Here is a 19,913-nt window from a genome sequence, read left to right as displayed (position 1 = left end):
AAAATGATCGCAACCAAAAATATTTCTTTTGCTTACGGGAATGAAAATCAATTTCAATTTCCAGATATCGTTTGTAATGCTTCAGAATCTTTGTTAATTACGGGGAATTCGGGGGTTGGAAAAACAACTTTGCTGCATTTGCTAGGAGGTTTATTACGCCCTATTTCAGGTGAAATCAACTTGGATAACGTTGCAATTCAAACGCTTTCAGACAAAAAACTGGATGCCTTTCGAGGAAAAAATATCGGAATCGTATTGCAGCAAAATCATTTTGTTGAAGCATTGTCGGTTTTGGAAAATGTAATGTTGGCTTCGTGGTTGGCAACCGGAAAAAAAGACAAGGCCAAAGCGAAATCACTACTGGAACACCTTCATTTGGAAAAACATTGGGATAAGTTGCCTTCGCAATTGAGTGTGGGGCAACAACAAAGAGTTTCCATAGCTAGAGCTTTAATTAATAATCCCAAAGTGCTTTTAGCAGATGAACCGACATCAAGTCTCGATGATGCCAATACTTTAAAAGTGGCCAATTTGCTAGAAAATTTAGCCAAAGAATACGATACAGCTTTAATTATCGTAACCCATGATTCCAGATTGAAAGAACGATTTTCTAACCAAATTTCACTATTATGATTGCAAAATTGGCATGGCGAAATATTTGGTTCAAGCCTCTCAATACAGCTTTGAGTGTTTTGTTATTGGCATCGAGTGTAGCCATTATTACACTGTTGATTTTGTTGCAAAAACAATTTGAAGAGCAGTTTTCAAGCAATGCCGATAATATCGATTTAGTATTAGGAGCACAAGGCAGTCCATTACAATTGGTATTGTCATCGGTGTATCAAGTCGATGCTCCCACCGGAAATATTGAATATGATTCGGCTCAGGTTTGGATGCGTCATCCTTTTGTACAATCAGCAATTCCGTTGGCCTTTGGGGATAATTATTTAGGCTTTAAAATTGTAGGGACTACACCCGAATATTTGTCAAAATTCAATTCAAAAATTGAAAGTGGGAGATTATTTTCAGGCAATTTTGAAGTGGTGATTGGTAGTGAATTGGCCAAAAAAATAAACCTTAAAGTAGGCGACAAATTTAATGGAACGCATGGTGATGCCAAAGAAGGCGAGCAACATGAAGAATATAAATATGAAGTGGTAGGAATTGCTTCTAGAACAGGGAAAGTCATTGATAATTTGATTTTGTCGAACATAGAAAGTGTGTGGGCAATGCACAGCGAACACGAACAGCATGAAGGAGGAATTCAGGAACCTAAAGAAATAACGGCGGTTATTTTACAATTGCGAAACAAAATGGCGATCATGACTTGGCCAAGAATTATTGGTCAAAATACCAATATGCAAGCCGTTTCTCCTGCGATTGAAATCAATCGTTTGTTTACGTTGTTTGGTATTGGATTAAAAACACTAGAATATCTTGCTTACGGAATTATGCTCATTTCTGGGATCAGTATTTTTATCGCACTTTATAACCGATTGAAAGAACGAAAATACGAGTTTGCCTTATTGCGTTTGCAAGGCGCTTCTCGTTTTCAATTGTTGTGGTTGGTATTATTGGAGAGTCTGTTTTTATGTGTTCTCGGGTATTTTTTTGGAACGATTATTGGTAGATTTGCATTACAACTGCTTTCTTCTGCTTCAGAAGAAGATTTTAAACTAGGATTTAATCCTTTCGAAATCATTTGGAACAAAGAAGGAGCCTTGTTAATAGTAACGCTTTTTGTGGGAATAATTTCAGCTATTCTTCCTGCGGTAAAAGCCTACAAAATGAATATTTCAAAAACATTAGCGAATGGATAAATTAAAATATGTAGTGCTGATTGTGTTTTTTGGTTTAGTTGGTTTTCAAAAATCAAATTTCAACAGTAAATCAATCGAAAAAACGGTTGTAAACGATACGGTCACTTGGAAACAACTAGGACAAGTAAAATTTGTAAAAAAGCAGCATAAAAGTTACGGGATGATTGATTATCCGGTTATAAGCCCTGAAATCAAATTTCGAAACAATCGAAAAGTAATTGTGTCTGGTTTTATAGTTCCGATTGACAACGTTAATTATGCCATTAGTAAAAACGTTTTTGCTTCGTGTTTTTTTTGCGGAAAAGCAGGGCCGGAAACCATTGCTGGATTGAAATTTCGTGCCGGGAAAATGAAACTGAGAACCGATCAATATGTTACCATTGTAGGGGTTTTAAAACTCAACGAAACCGATATTGATAATTGGATGTACAATATTGAAGATGTCGTTATTGTGAAAGGGAATTAATAGTTTATGTCAGAATTCAAACACATACAACACATTTTTTTCGATTTGGACCACACGCTCTGGGATTTTGATAAAAATTCGGAAATCGCTTTTCAAGTCATTTTTAAGGATTTGTTTCCGGAACTGGAGATTTCGAAATTTATAGCCGTTTATGCGCCCATTAATCAGGCGTGTTGGAAATTGTATCAAAACAATCAAATCACCCATGAAGAGTTACGTTATAAACGCTTAGCCGATTCTTTTTCAGAATTAAAGATGGAAGTTTCGGATGAGTTGATTGCTATAATTTCCGACGAATATATCTTGCATTTGCCCAATAGCAATCATTTGTTTGAAGGCTGTGTTGAAACCTTAGAGTATCTTCATAAGAACTATAAATTACATATTATTACCAATGGATTTGCGGATGTACAGTTTAAAAAACTCAACAATTCAGGGATACATCATTTTTTTGATACCATAACCAATTCTGAAATGGCTGGGGTTAAAAAACCCAATGCTAAGATTTTTGACCATGCGCTTTCCATTGCCAAGGCGGCGAAAGGGGAAAGTATTATGATTGGCGATTGTCTTGATGCCGATATTGGTGGCGCTTTAAATTTCGGGATGGACGCAATTTTTTTTAATGTAAATGCAACGGAAGTTGCCCAACCTATTAAACAAATCACTAATTTAGTGGAACTAAAAAAACTATTTTAACAATGAAAAAATTACTTTTAATTTCAATACTGTTCATTTCTGTTATCGGAATCGCACAACCGAGTTTAAATGATTATAATACTGCGATTATTCCTGCCAAATTTGAATTTCAAAAAGAGGACAATCAATACAGAATAAATTCAACTATCAAAGCATTTTTGAAGCAAAAAGGATTTGAAGTATATCTTTCTAGCGACGTATTGCCTGAAGGATTTATGGATTACAATTGCAATAAAGTGTTTGTGAATGCTGTAGAAGAAAGTACAATGTTTAAAACTGCTCTTAAATTAGAATTTAAAGATTGTAGAAATAACGTGCTTTTCGCAACCGATTTTGGAGAAACACGTGAAAAGGAATATGGCAAAGCTTATAATGAAGTATTGCTTATAGCCTTGAAGTCATTCGATAAAGCAAAGTATAAGTATTCTGGAAAAACTTATTTTGATGAAGAAGCACAAGAAAAATTGAAATCTATGGATAAAGTGGAGGTTTCGATGGAAAGTGTCAAAACAGAAAAAAATGAAATTTCAGTAAAAGTGTTCAATACTGCTACCAAAGAAGAATTGGTGTTGTACAAAACGACAAGACAAGATGTTTTCTTATGCAATAGAAATGGGAAAAATGGGGTTGTCCTAGCTAAAGGAGGAATTTGGTATTTTGAATCCATCGAAAACGAAAAAGTGAGTTCCGATAAATTAGACATTAAGTTCTAATACCCATATTTATCTTTCCATCTGTTTTTTAAAAACTGACGAATTTCTTTTTCCCTAGCATTATCGCCAGGTTCAAAAAAGGAAGTTGTGGCAATGGCATCAGGTAAAAACTCTTGTTCGGCAAAATTATTGGCATAATCGTGCGAATATTTGTATTCATCACCATAGCCCAATTCTTTCATAAGTTTGGTTGGAGCATTTCGTAAATGCAAAGGAACCGGTAGATCACCAGTCTGTTTTACGATTTGTTGGGCTTTCCCGATAGCCATATAACTCGCATTACTTTTGGCAGAAGTCGCCAAATAAATAGCGCATTGACTCAAAATAATACGACTTTCAGGATAGCCTATCGTCGTTACGGCTTGAAACGTATTGTTGGCCATAATCAAAGCGGTTGGATTGGCATTTCCTATATCTTCTGAAGCTAGAATAAGCATCCTTCTGGCAATGAATTTAACATCTTCACCACCTTCTATCATACGTGCTAGCCAATATACAGCACCATTAGGATCGCTGCCACGGATTGATTTGATAAATGCCGAAACAATGTCGTAATGTTGCTCGCCTGTTTTGTCGTATAAAACGGTATTCTTCTGAACCAACTGCATTACTTTTTCGTTGGTAATCTCTACAGCATCGCCTTCAGAAGCATTTACAATTAATTCGAAAATATTCAATAATTTTCTTCCATCTCCACCAGAAAGACGAAGTAATGCTTCTGTTTCTTGCAGTTGAATGGATTTGGATTTTAAATAAGTGTCTTCTTGTATGGCGCGTTGTAAAATGGCTTCCAAATCTTCTTTGGTAAACGCATTTAAAATATACACCTGACAACGTGACAATAAAGCGGGAATGACTTCAAAACTAGGGTTTTCAGTAGTGGCACCAACTAAAGTAATCCAGCCTTTTTCGACCGCAGCCAGTAAAGAATCTTGTTGGGATTTACTGAAACGATGAATCTCATCAATAAATAAAATTGGATTTTTGGCCGTAAATAAGCCACCACTTTGTTTGGCTTTTTCTATGACTTCCCGAATGTCTTTTACCCCCGAATTAATCGCGCTCAATTCATAAAAAGGACGTTTGCTTTCTTGCGCGATGATTTGAGCCAACGTCGTTTTACCTGTGCCTGGAGGTCCCCATAAAATTAAAGAAGGAATTACGCCACGTGCAATTTGTTGCGTCAAAGAACCGTTTTCGCCAACCAAGTGCGATTGACTGATGTATTCTTCTAATGATTTTGGACGTATGCGTTCGGCTAAAGGAGCTTCCATTTTATCTTAATTCGTGGATGTGTTGATTCGGTTATTTGAAAATAACAGCATTCAAATTTATGACATTTCAATAATCAAATCAACAAATTACCTAGCCAACTTATGACAAAAGTTCATTAAATTCGATTTGGTTATGTTTTTGATTAACAATAAGTATGAAAGACACCGATTTTAAATTTACGCCTTCCGTTATTTTATTGCCGCTCTATTTTGTGTTGACATTATGGATTGTTTTTTGGGTAGAACGGCATTTTAAGATTCGTTTTACAGAATACGGAATTTATCCAAGAGAGATTCATGGTTTAAAAGGTATTTTATTTTCACCATTCCTCCACGGTGATATCAGCCATTTGTTTAACAATTCGTTACCCTTATTATTTTTATTGAGTTGTTTGCGTTTCTTTTACCGCAACCATGCGTTTAAAGTTTTGCTTTTAGGAATTCTCTTCTCAGGACTCGGCACTTGGTTCATTGGAAGACCAAGTTATCACATTGGTGCCAGCGGATTGGTCTATGTCTTGGCAAGTTTTATTTTCTTTAAAGGAATTCAAACCAAATACTATCGATTGGTTGCTTTGTCATTTACCGTTGTAATTTTGTACGGCGGAATGATTTGGTATATGTTTCCAAGTCCTGAAATTACTGGTGAACAGCATATTTCATGGGAAGCGCATTTATCAGGTTTTGTGGTGGGTTATGTTTTTAGTTTGCTATTTGATGTCGAAAAATATGTCAAACCTATTATTTACGATTGGCAACAACCTGATTTTGATGCTTCGCAAGATGCATTCATGAAACATTTTGATGACAACGGAAATTTTATTTCCAGCTCTAAAATGCGAGAAATGGAAGCGGAAAAATGGAACTATTTTATTTCTAACTTACCTGTGATGTATGAGTTTAAATCGAGCGAAGAAACCCGAAATTAAGACTGTCTCTGTCTCACCGTTTCATACAAAAAAGCACCACACGCCACCGAAACATTCAAAGATTCGATAGAGCCAAACATTGGTAGTTTTGCTTTTTCGTCTACAATTTTCAAAACAGATGGATTCACCCCACGGTCTTCACTTCCCATAATAATAGCTACACCTTCGCTTAATGATATGTCGTAAATAGTGTTGTCTGTTTTTTCAGTGGCAGCCACCGTTTTAATTCCAGAGCCTTGTAAGTAAAATATGGCATCTTTAATATGGTCTACTTTGCAAATCGGCACATTGAAAACCGCTCCAGCAGACGTTTTTACCGTATCTCCATTTACAGGAGCTGAGCCTTGTTTCTGAATAATGATTCCATCTACACCCGTACATTCGGCAGTACGAATGATGGCGCCGAAATTACGCGCATCGCTCAATTGGTCAAGGATAAGAAATAGTGGAGTTTTTCCACTTTCTACAACCCCATCAACTAAAGTTTCAAGTTTTACAAAGGAAATAGGGGCAATCGTAGCGACCGCTCCTTGATGGTTGTTGGGAGTCAATCGGTTTAGTTTTTCAACGGGAACATACGAAAAATTAATGCTGTTTTTCTTCAATGTTTTCATCAGTTCGTTCATCAGTTCGCTGTGCGCATCACTTTGAATAAACACCTTGTCTACTTCTTTTTTTGCATTAATCGCTTCAATAATTGCTCTAATTCCGAATATTTGATTCTCTTTTTCCATGGGGCAAAGATAGTTTTTTTAGACTATTTAGACTTCTTAGATTATTAGATATTTAGACGACATAGAAAAAAATCAAAAATTCTAGCAATCTAAGAAGTCTAACAGTCTAGAAGTCTAACTTAAAATCTTGCTTTAAAACTTAGATGTACAATTGAATTGGATAATTTGATGGTTTGGTCTTTCGTGCTTCCGTTGGCATACACAAAATTGAGTAAACCATTTTTGGTGGCTAGTCCAAATCCGAAACCGAGTCCAACTAAACTATTGGAAAGGTTACTGGTTTTGTCTTGGTAGTAGCCATAATCAATTATTGAGTGAAGATAAATCCCATCATTAAAAGCATATCGGTATTCGGTTAATACTGAACCAAAAGTATTGCCTTGCAGGCTATTTTCATTAAAGCCACGAATCGAGTTGATGCCTCCAAAACGGAATAATTCATTAATGATGTAAGTATTGCTATTCAAATAGAAATTCTGACTTCGAATATTGATGCTGTTTTTTTTGTTTAAATACAGGTTGTGACTCAAATTCAGATTCCCAAAAAACTGACTTTCTGAACCCAAATTCGCGTCTCGTTTTCCAAATCCAAGTTTAAAAAACACAGCTGTTTTCTCTGGAAATAAAATAGTGTTGTTGTCAATAGCGACAAAATCCAAATGCGAAGTGAAAAAGGAATTGTTGAAATCACTTAAAGTGCTGGAATTTGTATTTTGAATATCGCTAGATTCGGTGCTTTGATATCCTAAATAAACTTTGGTGTTGTAATTGAAATAGTAACCCAAGTCAATTCCGGTTTTGGCATTTTGAAAAATACTGTCTTGTTTGAAAATATTCAATTGGGCCTTGATGCCTAGCGGCGATTGCAAAATATACGGAATTTCGATATTCGCATCAAAAGTTTTTTGGTCTTTACCGTCGCTTTTCCAATAGATGTTGAATTTTTCACCACCATTTAAAATATTTTGCAATTTCAAATCCAAGTACCCGTTAAAGATTAGCTTTTTTTTGTCGTTGGTAAAACCGACAAAACCATCAAAAGTATTGGGTTTGGTTTTTTCTAAATAGACATAGACTTTGGTTGAGTCTTTGGTAAATAATATTTCGGGCGATTTCAGTTGTTTTACAAATCGGAACCTGTCAAAATCATCCGAAAGACTTTTGAGTGTGGTTTGATTGAATACTTTATTTCGGTAAATCCTTTTTATATTCTTCGTGTGACTTTTTGGGAATTTTTCGTAGCCATTAATCACAAGGTCATCCAGGGTTCTTTTAATTTCTATATCGGTTTTTAAATCGGCGTGCAGTTCGTTGTTGGTTGTTTTAAAATTCACTAATTGAATTTTTGCCAACGAATATCCTTTTCGTTCAAGGGTTTTTAAAATGTAATTCATAAAATTTTCCACTTCATGAATGGGTTTTATTTCCGTGGTATTTGAAGCGCCAAGAAGTTCGAAATTTTCACCTATATATATATGAATAAATTTTTGCTGTTGGCCAAGTGACATTTTGACTTCAAACAAGGTATCGTTCACTTTTGTTATGGCTTCCTTCGTCTGATTTAAATAACCAATACGCAACAACTTTTGTTCTAATACTTGTACTTCATTCGTAATTAGCTTGGCATTGCTGTGTTTTTTAGTGTAACCAATAGAATCGATTGTTTTGGTTTCACTCGCTTTTTCCGATTTTATTTTCACATGCAATTCCTGTCCCAAAACAGTTTGGAAACACAACAGGCATAAAAAGAGAAGAATACAATTTTTCAAAATGAATGTTTGGGCGTGACCTTTGCTGTCGCTTCGGTCGGGCTGTTTGCTATATCTTTTTTAATTCCTTCGCCAGCTTCGGAAACTAAAAAAGGATGCCGCTTCCATCCCTCACGCAAAATTTGGTTAAAAATACGATTATCAATTTCAAAATAACGCAAAAAATAAAAAATCGTATTTCAAAAAATAATCCTACTGAAAATTAATATTTTACGTTTTGTTTTTTCAAAAAATAATACATACATTTGCAACCCCGTAAAAAGCGGGATTTTATAAACAAGTAATTTTTAGTATTTAATTATGCCAACGATTCAACAATTAGTAAGAACAGGAAGAACCCAAATGACTAAGAAGTCTAAATCGGTTGCTTTAGATTCTTGTCCTCAAAGAAGAGGTGTTTGTACGCGTGTTTACACTACTACTCCAAAAAAACCAAACTCTGCAATGCGTAAAGTTGCGCGTGTACGTTTGACTAATGGAAATGAAGTGAATGCTTACATCCCAGGAGAAGGACACAATCTACAAGAGCACTCGATAGTATTAGTTAGAGGTGGAAGGGTAAAAGATTTGCCAGGAGTACGTTATCACATCGTTCGTGGTGCGCTTGATACATCAGGTGTAGCAGGAAGAACACAAAGAAGATCTAAGTACGGAGCAAAACGCCCAAAAGAGGCTAAAAAGTAATTTTTAAAACTTTTAAGAAAAAGACATGAGAAAAAGAGCGGCAAAGAAGAGACCCCTTTTACCGGATCCAAGATTTAATGATCAATTGGTAACGCGTTTTGTGAACAACTTAATGTGGGACGGTAAAAAATCAACAGCGTTCAAAGTATTTTATGATGCAATGGACATCGTAGAGTCTAAGAAACAAGATGCAGAAAAATCATCATTAGAAATCTGGAAAGATGCATTAACAAATGTTATGCCTCACGTAGAAGTTCGTTCACGTCGTGTGGGTGGAGCTACTTTCCAAATTCCAATGCAAATCCGTCCAGATAGAAAGATATCTTATGCTATCAAATGGATGATTTTGTATGCAAGAAAAAGAAACGAGAAATCAATGGCAGGTAAACTTGCTTCAGAAATTTTAGCTGCGGCTAAAGAAGAAGGAGCTGCTGTTAAGAAAAGAATGGATACTCACAAAATGGCAGATGCTAATAAAGCATTCTCTCACTTTAGATTTTAATTCATAGAGAAATGGCTAGAGATTTAAAATTCACAAGAAATATTGGTATTGCAGCTCACATTGATGCTGGTAAAACCACTACTACTGAGCGTATCTTATTTTATACGGGAAAATCACACAAAATTGGTGAAGTACACGATGGTGCTGCAACAATGGACTGGATGGCACAAGAGCAAGAAAGAGGTATTACTATTACTTCTGCTGCAACAACTTGTGAATGGAGTTTCCCAACTGAACAAGGTAAATTAATTGGTGATTCTAAACCGTACCACTTTAACATTATCGATACTCCAGGTCACGTTGACTTTACAGTAGAGGTAAACCGTTCGTTACGTGTATTAGATGGTTTAGTTTTCTTATTTTCTGCTGTTGATGGTGTAGAGCCTCAATCAGAAACTAACTGGAGACTTGCTGACCAATATAGAGTTCCTCGTATGGGATTCGTAAACAAAATGGACCGTCAAGGGTCTAACTTCTTAAATGTATGTCAACAAGTTCGTGACATGCTAAAATCAAACGCAGTAGCGATTACTTTACCAATCGGTGAGGAAAATGATTTTAAAGGAGTAGTAGATTTAGTAAAAAACCAAGCAATCGTTTGGCATGATGCAACTCAAGGGGCAACTTTTGATATTGTAGATATTCCTGCTGATATGGTGGCTGAAGTTAAAGAATACAGATCTATTCTTATCGAAGCGGTTGCTGAGTATGATGAAAATCTACTTGACAAATACATGGAAGATGAGAACTCTATTACGGAAGACGAAATCAACGCTGCATTACGTGCTGCTACGATTGACATGGCTATCATCCCGATGATTGCTGGTTCGTCTTTCAAAAACAAAGGAGTTCAATTCATGTTAGATGCAGTATGTAAATACTTACCATCTCCATTGGATAAAGAAGGTATCGAAGGAATTCATCCTGATGATGCTGATTTATTAGAAGAAGATCAAACTAAAATATTACGTCGTCCAGATGTAAAAGAGCCGTTCGCAGCTTTAGCATTTAAAATTGCTACTGACCCTTATGTTGGTCGTTTAGCTTTCTTCCGTGCGTATTCAGGACGTTTAGATGCAGGTTCTTATATCTTGAACACACGTTCTGGAAACAAAGAGCGTATATCTCGTATCTACCAAATGCACGCTAACAAACAAAACCCAATCGAATATATCGAGGCAGGTGATATTGGAGCAGCAGTTGGATTTAAAGATATCAAGACTGGAGATACAATGTGTGATGAAAAACACCCAATTATTCTTGAGTCTATGAAATTCCCTGATCCAGTAATTGGTATCGCTATTGAGCCTAAAACTAAGGCTGACGTAGATAAAATGGGTATGGCTTTAGCTAAATTAGCAGAAGAGGATCCAACGTTTACAGTTAGAACAGATGAGGCTTCTGGGCAAACAATTATTTCAGGTATGGGTGAGCTTCACTTAGATATCTTAGTAGACCGTATGAAACGTGAGTTCAAAGTGGAAGTAAACCAAGGTGAGCCTCAAGTAGAATACAAAGAAGCTTTTACAAAATCAGCACAACACAGAGAAGTTTACAAAAAACAATCTGGAGGTCGTGGTAAATTCGGAGATATCGTATTCCGTTTAGAGCCAGCTGACTTAGTTGATGGTAAAGCTGCTGTAGGTTTACAATTCGTTAATGAAGTAAAAGGAGGAAACGTTCCTAAAGAATATATTCCTGCTGTTGAAAAAGGTTTCAAAGAAGCTATGAAAACAGGACCTTTAGCTGGATATACTGTAGATAGTTTAAAAGTTACTTTGTTAGATGGTTCTTACCACCCTGTGGATTCAGATGCACTTTCTTTCGAATTAGCGGCTAAAATGGGTTATAAAGAAGTAGCGAAAGCTGCAGGAGCTGTAATCCTTGAACCAATCATGAAAATTGAAGTTATTACTCCAGAAGAAAATATGGGTGATATCGTAGGTGACTTAAACCGTCGTCGTGGTCAAGTAAATGATATGGGAGACAGAAATGGTGCTAAAACTATTAAAGCAAACGTGCCATTATCAGAAATGTTTGGATATGTTACAACTTTAAGAACTTTATCTTCAGGTCGTGCCACTTCTACAATGGAATTCTCTCACTATGAGCAAACTCCATCTAACATTTCAGAAGAAGTAATCAAGAAAGCAAAAGGTAACGCTTAATTTTTAAGAAAATGAGTCAAAAAATCAGAATAAAATTAAAGTCTTACGATCACATGTTGGTTGATAAATCAGCAGAGAAAATCGTAAAAACTGTAAAAAGTACAGGTGCTGTGGTAACGGGTCCAATTCCATTACCAACAAACAAAAAGATTTTTACTGTATTACGTTCTCCACACGTTAACAAAAAGTCGAGAGAACAATTTGAAGTAATGTCATACAAGAGATTATTAGATATTTATTCTTCGTCTTCTAAAACTATCGATGCTCTAATGAAGTTAGAGTTACCAAGTGGAGTAGAAGTAGAGATTAAAGTATAATTTCCTCAAAGTAAAATATTTAGGGATTAAGTTTTGATATTCAAAACTTAATCCCTACTTTTGCACACTCAAAAATAAAAAGTTTAGTAAATAATTAATAATTAATTAAATATGTCTGGGTTAATCGGAAAGAAAATCGGAATGACTAGCATCTTTGACGAGAACGGGAAAAATATTCCTTGTACTGTTATTGAAGTAGGTCCTTGCGTAGTTACCCAAGTCAGAACCAAAGAGGTTGACGGGTATGAAGCTCTTCAACTTGGTTTCGATGACAAGAATGCGAAGCACACTACCAAAGCTGCTGAAGGTCACTTCAAAAAAGCAGGTACTGTAGCTAAGAAAAAAGTCGTTGAGTTCCAAGGATTTGAGAATGAGCACAAATTAGGAGATGTTATCACTGTAGATCTATTCGCTGAAGGCGAGTTCGTAGATGTTCAGGGTGTATCTAAAGGTAAAGGTTTTCAAGGGGTTGTAAAACGTCACGGTTTTGGTGGTGTTGGTCAAGCAACTCATGGTCAACATAACCGTTTGAGAGCACCAGGTTCTGTAGGAGCTTCGTCATATCCATCTAGAGTATTCAAAGGAATGCGTATGGCTGGAAGAATGGGTGGTGATAATGTAAAAGTTCAAAATTTAAGAGTTTTAAAAGTGGTTGCTGAAAAGAACCTACTTGTTATTAAAGGATGTGTTCCTGGATGTAAAGACTCTTACGTAATCATTCAGAAGTAATGGAAGTAAAAGTTTTAAATAGCAACGGAAAAGAAACGGGTAGAAAAGTTCAACTTTCTGACTCAGTTTTCGCAATCGAGCCTAACAAGCACGCGGTTTATCTTGATGTTAAGCAATACTTGGCGAATCAAAGACAAGGAACGCACAAAGCTAAAGAAAGAGCTGAAGTAGCAGGTAGTACTCGTAAGATCAAAAAACAAAAAGGGACAGGTACTGCTCGTGCAGGATCAAAAAAATCTCCTTTGTTTAAAGGTGGAGGAACAGTTTTCGGTCCTAGACCAAGAAGCTATTCTTTCAAATTGAACAAAGCTTTAAAAAGATTGGCTCGTAAATCAGCTTTAACTTTAAAAGCTCAAGAATCAAATTTAATCGTAGTAGAGGATTTCAATTTTGAAGCTCCAAGTACTAAGAATTTCATTAACGTGTTGAAAGCGTTAGGATTAGATAACAAAAAATCGCTTTTCGTTTTAGGTGATGCAAATAATAATGTATATTTGTCATCTCGTAATTTAAAAAGTTCTTCTGTTGTAACTAGTTCAGAATTAAGTACTTACGCGATATTAAACGCAAATAATTTAGTTCTTTTAGAAGGATCTTTAGAAGGAATTGAAGAAAATTTAAGCAAATAATAGGCCATGAGTATCATAATTAAACCTATCGTAACAGAGAAAATAACCAAAGACGGAGAATTATTCAACCGTTTTGGTTTCGTTGTAGATAAAAAAGCAAACAAAGTACAAATTAAGAAAGCTGTAGAAGCTGCTTATGGAGTAAACGTTGTAGCTGTAAATACAATGAATGTACGTCCAGACAGATCAACAAAGTACACTAAAAGTGGAATGATCACTGGTAAAACAAATGCTTACAAAAAAGCAATTGTACAAGTACAAGAAGGAGAAACAATAGATTTTTACAACAATATCTAATAAAAAAAGATGTCAGTAAGAAAATTAAAACCTATTACCCCGGGTCAGCGTTTTAGAGTTGTGAATGGTTTTGACGCCATTACAACTGATAAGCCGGAGCGTTCATTAATCGCACCGATAAAAAACTCAGGAGGTAGAAATAGTCAAGGAAAAATGACCATGCGTTACACAGGCGGTGGTCACAAACAAAGATATCGTATCATTGATTTCAAAAGAACTAAAGATGGAATTCCAGCTTCAGTGAAATCTATTGAATACGATCCGAACAGAACTGCTTTTATCGCTTTATTAGCTTATGCTGATGGTGAGAAAACGTATATTATTGCTCAAAACGGATTGCAAGTGGGTCAAAAAGTGGTTTCAGGTGCTGATGCAGCTCCAGAAATCGGAAATACTTTACCATTAAGCAAAATTCCATTAGGAACTGTAATATCTTGTATTGAGTTACGTCCTGGTCAAGGAGCTACAATCGCTCGTTCAGCTGGAACATTTGCTCAATTAATGGCACGTGATGGTAAATATGCTACAATTAAAATGCCTTCAGGAGAAACAAGATTAATCTTGTTAACTTGTTCAGCAACAATTGGAGCTGTTTCTAACTCTGACCACCAATTGATCGTATCTGGTAAAGCAGGTAGAACAAGATGGTTAGGTAGAAGACCTAGAACTAGACCAGTAGCGATGAACCCGGTTGATCACCCAATGGGTGGTGGTGAAGGACGTTCTTCTGGAGGTCACCCACGTTCAAGAAAAGGTTTACCGGCTAAAGGTTATAGAACTCGTTCTAAGCAAAACCCGAGCAACAAGTATATTGTAGAACGTAGAAAGAAATAATAAGATATGGCACGTTCATTAAAAAAAGGACCTTTCGTACACTATAAATTAGAAAAGAAAGTACAAGAAAATATCGAAGGAGGAAACAAAGGAGTAGTAAAGACTTGGTCTAGAGCTTCTATGATTACTCCAGAATTCGTAGGACAAACTATCGCAGTTCACAACGGACGTCAATTCGTACCGGTATATGTTACTGAAAACATGGTAGGTCATAAATTAGGAGAATTTTCGCCAACAAGATCATTTAGAGGTCACGCTGGAGCAAAAAACAAAGGTAAAAAATAAGAAGAAATGGGAGTTCGTAAAAGAGAAACAGCAGATGCGAGAAAAGAGGCTAATAAGTCTATTGCTTTCGCGAAGTTAAATAACTGCCCTACTTCACCTAGAAAAATGCGCTTAGTAGCGGACTTGGTAAGAGGTCAGAAAGTGGAAAGAGCACTAAATATTTTAAGATTTAGTCAAAAAGAAGCTTCAAGAAAATTAGAAAAACTATTATTATCTGCCATCAATAACTGGGAGCAAAAAAATAGTGAAGGTGATGTAACTGAAGCAGGCTTATTTATAAAAGAGATCAAAGTTGATGGTGGAATGATGTTAAAAAGACTTCGTCCAGCACCACAAGGTCGTGCACACAGAATTAGAAAACGTTCTAACCACGTAACAATCGTGTTAGGAGCTATTAATAACACACAAAGCAATTAATAAAGATGGGACAAAAGACTAATCCAATCGGAAATCGCCTTGGTATCATCAGAGGATGGGATTCTAACTGGTATGGTGGTAATGACTACGGTGATAAAATCGCCGAAGACTACAAAATCAGAAAGTATATACATGCTCGTTTATCAAAAGCTAGTGTATCAAAAGTAATCATCGAGAGAACTTTAAAACTTGTAACCGTTACTATCACTACTGCTAGACCTGGTATCATTATCGGAAAAGGTGGACAAGAGGTAGACAAGTTAAAAGAAGAACTTAAGAAAATTACTGACAAAGAGGTTCAAATCAACATCTTTGAAATCAAAAGACCTGAATTAGATGCGTATTTAGTGGCGAATAGCATCTGCCGTCAAATTGAAAGCCGTATCTCTTACAGAAGAGCTATCAAAATGGCAATCGCTGCATCTATGAGAATGAATGCAGAAGGAATTAAAGTTTTAATTTCTGGTCGTTTAAACGGAGCTGAAATGGCACGTTCAGAAGGTTTCAAAGAAGGAAGAATTCCTCTATCAACTTTCAGAGCCGATATTGATTATGCTTTGGCTGAAGCACATACTACTTACGGTAGAATGGGTATCAAAGTATGGATCATGAAAGGTGAGGTTTACGGAAAAAGAGATCTTTCTCCACTTGTAGGCATGGACAAAAAACAAGCTTCAGGTGGTAAAGGTGGAGATTCTCCAAGAGGAGATAGAAAACCTTTTAACAAAGGTGGTAAACCAGACGCTCGTAAAAGAAAGTAATTTTTAAATTAAAGAAAAATGTTACAGCCTAAAAGAACAAAATACCGTAAGGTACAGAAAGGTAAAATGAAAGGAAACTCTCAAAGAGGGCACGAACTTTCTAATGGAATGTTTGGAATTAAATCGGTTCATGAAGATGGAATGTTTTTAACATCTCGTCAAATCGAAGCCGCTCGTATTGCAGCGACTCGTTACATGAAACGTGAAGGTCAATTATGGATCAAAATTTTCCCAGACAAACCGATAACAAAGAAACCTCTTGAAGTACGTATGGGTAAAGGTAAAGGTGCAGTTGAATACTGGGCTGCTGTTGTTAAACCAGGAAGAATTATGTTTGAAGTTGGTGGTGTTCCTTTGTCAGTTGCTAAAGAGGCATTACGTCTTGCAGCTCAAAAATTACCAGTAAAAACTAAATTCGTCGTTGCTAGAGATTTCGAAGCATAATATATAGAATTATGAAACAATCAGAAATTAAAAATCTATCTGCAGCTGAGTTGCAAGAAAAGCTTAGTCAATTAAGAAAAACTTATGCCGACCTAAGAAATGCTCACGCAATTTCTCCTATAGAGAATCCACTTCAAATTAGAAGTATCAGACGTTCAGTAGCAAGAATTGCCACTGAATTAACTAAAAGAGAGCTTCAATAATAGTATTCAGCTGAAAAGATGGAAAAAAGAAATTTAAGAAAAGAAAGAATAGGTGTAGTAACTTCAAACAAAATGGACAAGTCTATTGTGGTTGCTCAAGTTACTAAAGTAAAACACCCATTATACGGTAAGTTCGTGTTAAAAACTAAAAAATACGTTGCGCACGACGAAACAAACGACTGTAACATTGGAGATACAGTAAAGATCATGGAAACACGACCTTTATCGAAATCAAAATGTTGGAGATTAGTTGAAATCATTGAAAGAGCTAAATAATTATGGTACAACAAGAATCAAGATTAAGAGTAGCAGATAACACGGGAGCTAAAGAAGTTTTAACTATCCGTGTTTTAGGAGGAACGAAACGTCGTTATGCCTCTGTTGGAGATAAAATTGTAGTGTCAATTAAAGATGCAACTCCTAACGGAAACGTTAAAAAAGGAGCTGTATCTACTGCAGTTGTTGTACGTACCAAAAAAGAAGTGAGAAGAGCTGATGGTTCTTATATCCGTTTCGATGACAATGCTTGTGTTCTTTTGAACGCAGCAGGGGAAATGAGAGGAACTCGTGTTTTTGGTCCTGTAGCAAGAGAACTTCGTGAAAAACAATTCATGAAAATTGTATCATTAGCACCTGAAGTGCTTTAATTATTTAGTAAGATGATAAAGCTAAAAATAAAATCAGGAGATACGGTAAAAGTAATTGCTGGAGACCATAAAGGTGCTGAAGGTAAAGTTTTACGTGTATACCGTGAGAAAAACAAAGCGGTTGTTGAAGGTGTGAACATGGTTTCGAAACATACTAAACCAAGTGCAAAAAACCCTCAAGGAGGAATCGTAAAGAAAGAAGCTGCGATACATATTTCTAATATCGCTTTGATCGACCCTAAAACCAAATCTGCAACAAGAGTTGGAATTAAAGTTGAAGGAGATAAGAAAGTAAGAGTTTCTAAAAAATCTAATCAAGTATTATAGTCATGACTTATATACCTAGACTAAAAGAAGAATATAAGAGTAGAGTTATCTCTGCTCTTACAGAAGAATTCGGTTACAAAAACGTAATGCAAGTTCCTAAACTTGAAAAAATCGTTATTAGTAAAGGAGTTGGAGCAGCTGTATCTGATAAAAAACTTATCGATTACGCTGTAGAAGAGTTAACGAAAATTACTGGTCAAAAAGCGGTAGCTACTATCTCTAAAAAAGACGTTGCGTCTTTCAAATTGAGAAAAGGAATGCCAATTGGAGCAAAAGTAACTTTACGTGGAGAAAGAATGTATGAGTTTTTAGATAGACTTATCACTTCTTCTTTACCACGTGTAAGAGATTTCGGTGGAATTAAATCTACAGGTTTCGACGGTAGAGGAAATTACAATTTAGGAGTTTTAGAACAAATTATCTTCCCAGAAATTGACATTGATAAAGTGAACAAAATCTCTGGAATGGATATTACTTTCGTTACTTCTGCTGCTACAGATAAAGAAGCAAAATCATTATTGGCTGAATTAGGTTTACCTTTTAAAAAGAATTAAGACATGGCTAAAGAATCAATGAAAGCCCGCGAGGTGAAAAGAGAAAAAACGGTAGCAAAATATGCAGAAAAAAGAAAAGCTTTGTTAGAAGCTGGAGATTATGTAGCTTTGCAAAAATTACCGAAAAATGCTTCGCCAGTTCGTTTACACAATCGTTGTAAATTAACAGGTAGACCAAGAGGGTACATGCGTCAATTTGGTCTTTCACGTGTAACATTCCGTGAAATGGCTAATCAAGGCTTGATTCCAGGAGTTAAAAAAGCTTCTTGGTAGTTTCGTAAAAGTTTCATACTTTTGCAAACCAAAATATTAAAGTTTAATGGGTTAAAGGTTCAATCCGCTGAGGGCGGATTGAAAACCATAACCACAATTTTGTTTATATGTATACAGATCCAATTGCGGATTATCTTACGAGAGTTAGAAATGCAGTGATGGCAAACCACAAGGTGGTTGAGATTCCGGCATCTAACTTGAAAAAGGAAATCACAAAGATTTTATTTGACCAAGGGTACATCCTTAGTTACAAATTTGAAGATAGCGCTGTTCAAGGTACTATCAAAATCGCTCTTAAGTATGATAAAGATACCAAAGAGTCAGTAATTAAAGATATCCAAAGAATTAGTAAACCAGGTTTACGTAAATATGCAGGTGCTGCTAAATTACCAAGAATTTTAAATGGTTTAGGTATTGCTATCGTGTCTACTTCTAAAGGAGTAATGACAGGAAAACAAGCTAAACAATTAAATGTTGGTGGTGAAGTTATTTGTTACGTATACTAAAATAGACCATAAGAGAAATGTCAAGAATAGGTAAAAATCCAATTGCAATTCCAGCTGGTGTAACTGTAGAGGTTAAAGACGCTGTTGTTACAGTAAAAGGAAAACTAGGGCAACTTGCTCAAGAATATACTGATAACGTAACTGTAAAAGTTGAAGGTGATCAGGTTCTTGTAGAGAGAGCTGCTGATAGCAAACAAGAGAGAGCTCAACATGGTTTATATAGAGCTTTAATCAATAACATGATTACTGGTGTATCTACTGGTTTTACAAAAGAATTAGAATTAGTTGGGGTAGGATACAGAGCTTCTAATCAAGGGAATAAACTTGATTTAGCTTTAGGATATTCTCACAATATTGTTTTAAATGTAGCTCCTGAAGTTACTGTAGAGACAATTTCTGAAAAAGGGAAAAACCCAATTGTAAAATTAACGTCATTCGACAAACAATTAGTAGGACAAGTAGCGGCAAAAATCCGTTCTTTCCGTAAACCTGAACCTTACAAAGGAAAAGGTATTAAGTTTGTGGGTGAAGTATTAAGAAGAAAAGCAGGTAAATCAGCTTAAAAATTAAGATCATGTCATTAACAAAATCTGATAGAAGACAAAGAATACAGTACAGAATTAGAAAGATTGTAAGCGGAACTGCTGCAAAACCTCGTTTATCTGTATTCAGAAGTAACAAAGAAATCTATGCTCAGCTTATAGATGATGTAAACGGTGTTACATTATTAACAGCTTCTTCTCGCGAAAAAGGTGTTGATAACAAAGGAACTAAAATCGAAATTGCAACTGCAGTTGGGAAATTAGTTGGCGAGAAGGCTTTAAAAGCTGGTTTCGAAAATGTAACATTTGATAGAGGTGGATATTTATACCACGGTCGTGTTCAATCATTAGCAGAAGGCGCTAGAGCAGCTGGATTAAAATTCTAAGAAA

At 35.8% G+C, this 19,913-nt stretch carries 30 protein-coding genes; 27 read left to right on the top strand and 3 right to left on the bottom strand.

From position 1 onward, the window contains the following. Nucleotides 1-3: 3 nt before the first annotated feature. The 5 genes from EQG63_RS10200 to EQG63_RS10180 are packed head-to-tail and all read left to right on the top strand — an operon-like array spanning nt 4 to nt 3,698. On the top strand, nt 4-633 hold the full coding sequence (locus EQG63_RS10200; protein ID WP_129436269.1) for an ABC transporter ATP-binding protein: 630 nt from the start codon (nt 4-6) through the stop codon (nt 631-633). Beyond that, on the top strand, nt 630-1,820 hold the full coding sequence (locus EQG63_RS10195; protein WP_129436268.1) for an ABC transporter permease: 1,191 nt from the start codon (nt 630-632) through the stop codon (nt 1,818-1,820). The genes EQG63_RS10200 and EQG63_RS10195 overlap by 4 nt, the downstream gene beginning before the upstream one ends. Continuing rightward, the gene (locus EQG63_RS10190) at nt 1,813-2,286 is read left to right on the top strand and encodes a hypothetical protein (RefSeq protein WP_129436267.1); all 474 of its coding nucleotides are present in this window, start codon (nt 1,813-1,815) and stop codon (nt 2,284-2,286) included. Before EQG63_RS10195 ends, EQG63_RS10190 begins: the two co-directional genes overlap by 8 nt. Before the next feature lie 6 nt (nt 2,287-2,292). Continuing rightward, nucleotides 2,293-2,985, top strand: coding sequence for a YjjG family noncanonical pyrimidine nucleotidase (locus tag EQG63_RS10185; RefSeq protein ID WP_129436266.1), 693 nt, complete (start codon nt 2,293-2,295; stop codon nt 2,983-2,985). 2 nt (nt 2,986-2,987) lie between these two features. After that, complete coding sequence (locus tag EQG63_RS10180) at nt 2,988-3,698, top strand: hypothetical protein (protein ID WP_129436265.1); 711 nt, start codon at nt 2,988-2,990, stop codon at nt 3,696-3,698. Here the strand turns inward: EQG63_RS10180 and EQG63_RS10175 are convergent. Continuing rightward, nucleotides 3,695-4,972 carry a replication-associated recombination protein A gene (locus EQG63_RS10175; RefSeq protein ID WP_129436264.1) on the bottom strand — a complete coding sequence of 426 codons (1,278 nt, stop codon included), beginning with the start codon at nt 4,970-4,972 and terminating at the stop codon, nt 3,695-3,697. The genes EQG63_RS10180 and EQG63_RS10175 overlap by 4 nt on opposite strands. A 155-nt stretch (nt 4,973-5,127) precedes the next feature. Here EQG63_RS10175 and EQG63_RS10170 point away from each other — a divergent pair, with 155 nt between their 5' ends. Then, nucleotides 5,128-5,901 (top strand): rhomboid family intramembrane serine protease, encoded by a 774-nt coding sequence (locus EQG63_RS10170; protein ID WP_129436263.1) that lies wholly within the window; start codon nt 5,128-5,130, stop codon nt 5,899-5,901. On the opposite strand, the gene rlmB is transcribed toward EQG63_RS10170, so the two are convergent. After that, the gene (rlmB, locus tag EQG63_RS10165) at nt 5,898-6,635 is read right to left on the bottom strand and encodes a 23S rRNA (guanosine(2251)-2'-O)-methyltransferase RlmB (protein ID WP_129436262.1); all 738 of its coding nucleotides are present in this window, start codon (nt 6,633-6,635) and stop codon (nt 5,898-5,900) included. The two genes, EQG63_RS10170 and rlmB, sit on opposite strands and share 4 nt — an antisense overlap. Nucleotides 6,636-6,754: 119 nt before the next feature. Then, on the bottom strand, nt 6,755-8,404 hold the full coding sequence (locus EQG63_RS10160; RefSeq protein ID WP_129436261.1) for a BamA/TamA family outer membrane protein: 1,650 nt from the start codon (nt 8,402-8,404) through the stop codon (nt 6,755-6,757). A gap of 300 nt (nt 8,405-8,704) precedes the next feature. Between EQG63_RS10160 and rpsL the strand changes: the two genes are divergently transcribed. The 21 genes from rpsL (at nt 8,705) to rplR (ending at nt 19,909) form a co-directional block, all read left to right on the top strand. After that, the gene (gene rpsL / locus EQG63_RS10155) at nt 8,705-9,088 is read left to right on the top strand and encodes a 30S ribosomal protein S12 (protein WP_022828353.1); all 384 of its coding nucleotides are present in this window, start codon (nt 8,705-8,707) and stop codon (nt 9,086-9,088) included. Nucleotides 9,089-9,113: 25 nt separating this feature from the next. Next, nucleotides 9,114-9,590, top strand: a complete 477-nt coding sequence (rpsG, locus tag EQG63_RS10150) for a 30S ribosomal protein S7 (RefSeq protein ID WP_129436260.1) — start codon at nt 9,114-9,116, stop codon at nt 9,588-9,590. Between the two features lie 11 nt (nt 9,591-9,601). Further along, the gene (gene fusA, locus EQG63_RS10145) at nt 9,602-11,758 is read left to right on the top strand and encodes an elongation factor G (RefSeq protein WP_129436259.1); all 2,157 of its coding nucleotides are present in this window, start codon (nt 9,602-9,604) and stop codon (nt 11,756-11,758) included. Between the two features lie 11 nt (nt 11,759-11,769). After that, on the top strand, nt 11,770-12,075 hold the full coding sequence (gene rpsJ / locus EQG63_RS10140; RefSeq protein WP_073311719.1) for a 30S ribosomal protein S10: 306 nt from the start codon (nt 11,770-11,772) through the stop codon (nt 12,073-12,075). A gap of 111 nt (nt 12,076-12,186) precedes the next feature. Beyond that, nucleotides 12,187-12,804, top strand: a complete 618-nt coding sequence (rplC, locus tag EQG63_RS10135; RefSeq protein ID WP_129436258.1) for a 50S ribosomal protein L3 — start codon at nt 12,187-12,189, stop codon at nt 12,802-12,804. Continuing rightward, nucleotides 12,804-13,433, top strand: coding sequence for a 50S ribosomal protein L4 (rplD, locus tag EQG63_RS10130; RefSeq protein WP_129436257.1), 630 nt, complete (start codon nt 12,804-12,806; stop codon nt 13,431-13,433). Before rplC ends, rplD begins: the two co-directional genes overlap by 1 nt. A gap of 6 nt (nt 13,434-13,439) precedes the next feature. Next, a complete protein-coding gene (rplW, locus tag EQG63_RS10125; RefSeq protein WP_129436256.1) occupies nt 13,440-13,730 on the top strand; it encodes a 50S ribosomal protein L23 in 291 nt (96 codons plus the stop codon). A gap of 9 nt (nt 13,731-13,739) precedes the next feature. Next, nucleotides 13,740-14,564, top strand: coding sequence for a 50S ribosomal protein L2 (gene rplB, locus EQG63_RS10120; protein ID WP_129436255.1), 825 nt, complete (start codon nt 13,740-13,742; stop codon nt 14,562-14,564). Between the two features lie 6 nt (nt 14,565-14,570). Next, entirely contained in the window at nt 14,571-14,849 is a 279-nt protein-coding gene (gene rpsS, locus EQG63_RS10115) for a 30S ribosomal protein S19 (protein ID WP_129436254.1), read from the top strand. 6 nt (nt 14,850-14,855) lie between these two features. Beyond that, the gene (rplV, locus tag EQG63_RS10110) at nt 14,856-15,266 is read left to right on the top strand and encodes a 50S ribosomal protein L22 (protein ID WP_129436253.1); all 411 of its coding nucleotides are present in this window, start codon (nt 14,856-14,858) and stop codon (nt 15,264-15,266) included. A 5-nt stretch (nt 15,267-15,271) separates the two neighbouring features. Beyond that, on the top strand, nt 15,272-16,027 hold the full coding sequence (gene rpsC / locus EQG63_RS10105) for a 30S ribosomal protein S3 (protein ID WP_129436252.1): 756 nt from the start codon (nt 15,272-15,274) through the stop codon (nt 16,025-16,027). Between the two features lie 18 nt (nt 16,028-16,045). After that, entirely contained in the window at nt 16,046-16,471 is a 426-nt protein-coding gene (gene rplP, locus EQG63_RS10100) for a 50S ribosomal protein L16 (protein WP_017495016.1), read from the top strand. An 11-nt stretch (nt 16,472-16,482) separates the two neighbouring features. Further along, a complete protein-coding gene (gene rpmC / locus EQG63_RS10095) occupies nt 16,483-16,674 on the top strand; it encodes a 50S ribosomal protein L29 (RefSeq protein WP_129436251.1) in 192 nt (63 codons plus the stop codon). Between the two features lie 18 nt (nt 16,675-16,692). Continuing rightward, nucleotides 16,693-16,950, top strand: a complete 258-nt coding sequence (gene rpsQ, locus EQG63_RS10090) for a 30S ribosomal protein S17 (protein ID WP_129436250.1) — start codon at nt 16,693-16,695, stop codon at nt 16,948-16,950. A 2-nt stretch (nt 16,951-16,952) separates the two neighbouring features. Next, nucleotides 16,953-17,321 carry a 50S ribosomal protein L14 gene (gene rplN / locus EQG63_RS10085; RefSeq protein WP_129436249.1) on the top strand — a complete coding sequence of 123 codons (369 nt, stop codon included), beginning with the start codon at nt 16,953-16,955 and terminating at the stop codon, nt 17,319-17,321. 12 nt (nt 17,322-17,333) lie between these two features. Then, on the top strand, nt 17,334-17,648 hold the full coding sequence (gene rplX / locus EQG63_RS10080) for a 50S ribosomal protein L24 (RefSeq protein WP_129436248.1): 315 nt from the start codon (nt 17,334-17,336) through the stop codon (nt 17,646-17,648). Nucleotides 17,649-17,650: 2 nt separating this feature from the next. Further along, entirely contained in the window at nt 17,651-18,202 is a 552-nt protein-coding gene (rplE, locus tag EQG63_RS10075) for a 50S ribosomal protein L5 (RefSeq protein WP_129436247.1), read from the top strand. A gap of 3 nt (nt 18,203-18,205) precedes the next feature. Then, on the top strand, nt 18,206-18,475 hold the full coding sequence (gene rpsN / locus EQG63_RS10070) for a 30S ribosomal protein S14 (RefSeq protein WP_129436246.1): 270 nt from the start codon (nt 18,206-18,208) through the stop codon (nt 18,473-18,475). 107 nt (nt 18,476-18,582) lie between these two features. After that, the gene (rpsH, locus tag EQG63_RS10065; protein WP_129436245.1) at nt 18,583-18,981 is read left to right on the top strand and encodes a 30S ribosomal protein S8; all 399 of its coding nucleotides are present in this window, start codon (nt 18,583-18,585) and stop codon (nt 18,979-18,981) included. Between the two features lie 17 nt (nt 18,982-18,998). Continuing rightward, the gene (gene rplF, locus EQG63_RS10060; protein ID WP_129436244.1) at nt 18,999-19,544 is read left to right on the top strand and encodes a 50S ribosomal protein L6; all 546 of its coding nucleotides are present in this window, start codon (nt 18,999-19,001) and stop codon (nt 19,542-19,544) included. A gap of 11 nt (nt 19,545-19,555) precedes the next feature. Beyond that, nucleotides 19,556-19,909, top strand: coding sequence for a 50S ribosomal protein L18 (rplR, locus tag EQG63_RS10055; RefSeq protein WP_129436243.1), 354 nt, complete (start codon nt 19,556-19,558; stop codon nt 19,907-19,909). The last annotated feature ends 4 nt before the right edge of the window (nt 19,910-19,913 follow it).

The organism is Flavobacterium amnicola, from assembly GCF_004122165.1.
In the GTDB taxonomy this organism is placed as follows: domain Bacteria; phylum Bacteroidota; class Bacteroidia; order Flavobacteriales; family Flavobacteriaceae; genus Flavobacterium; species Flavobacterium amnicola.
This window is presented reverse-complemented; position numbering and strand designations above follow the sequence as displayed.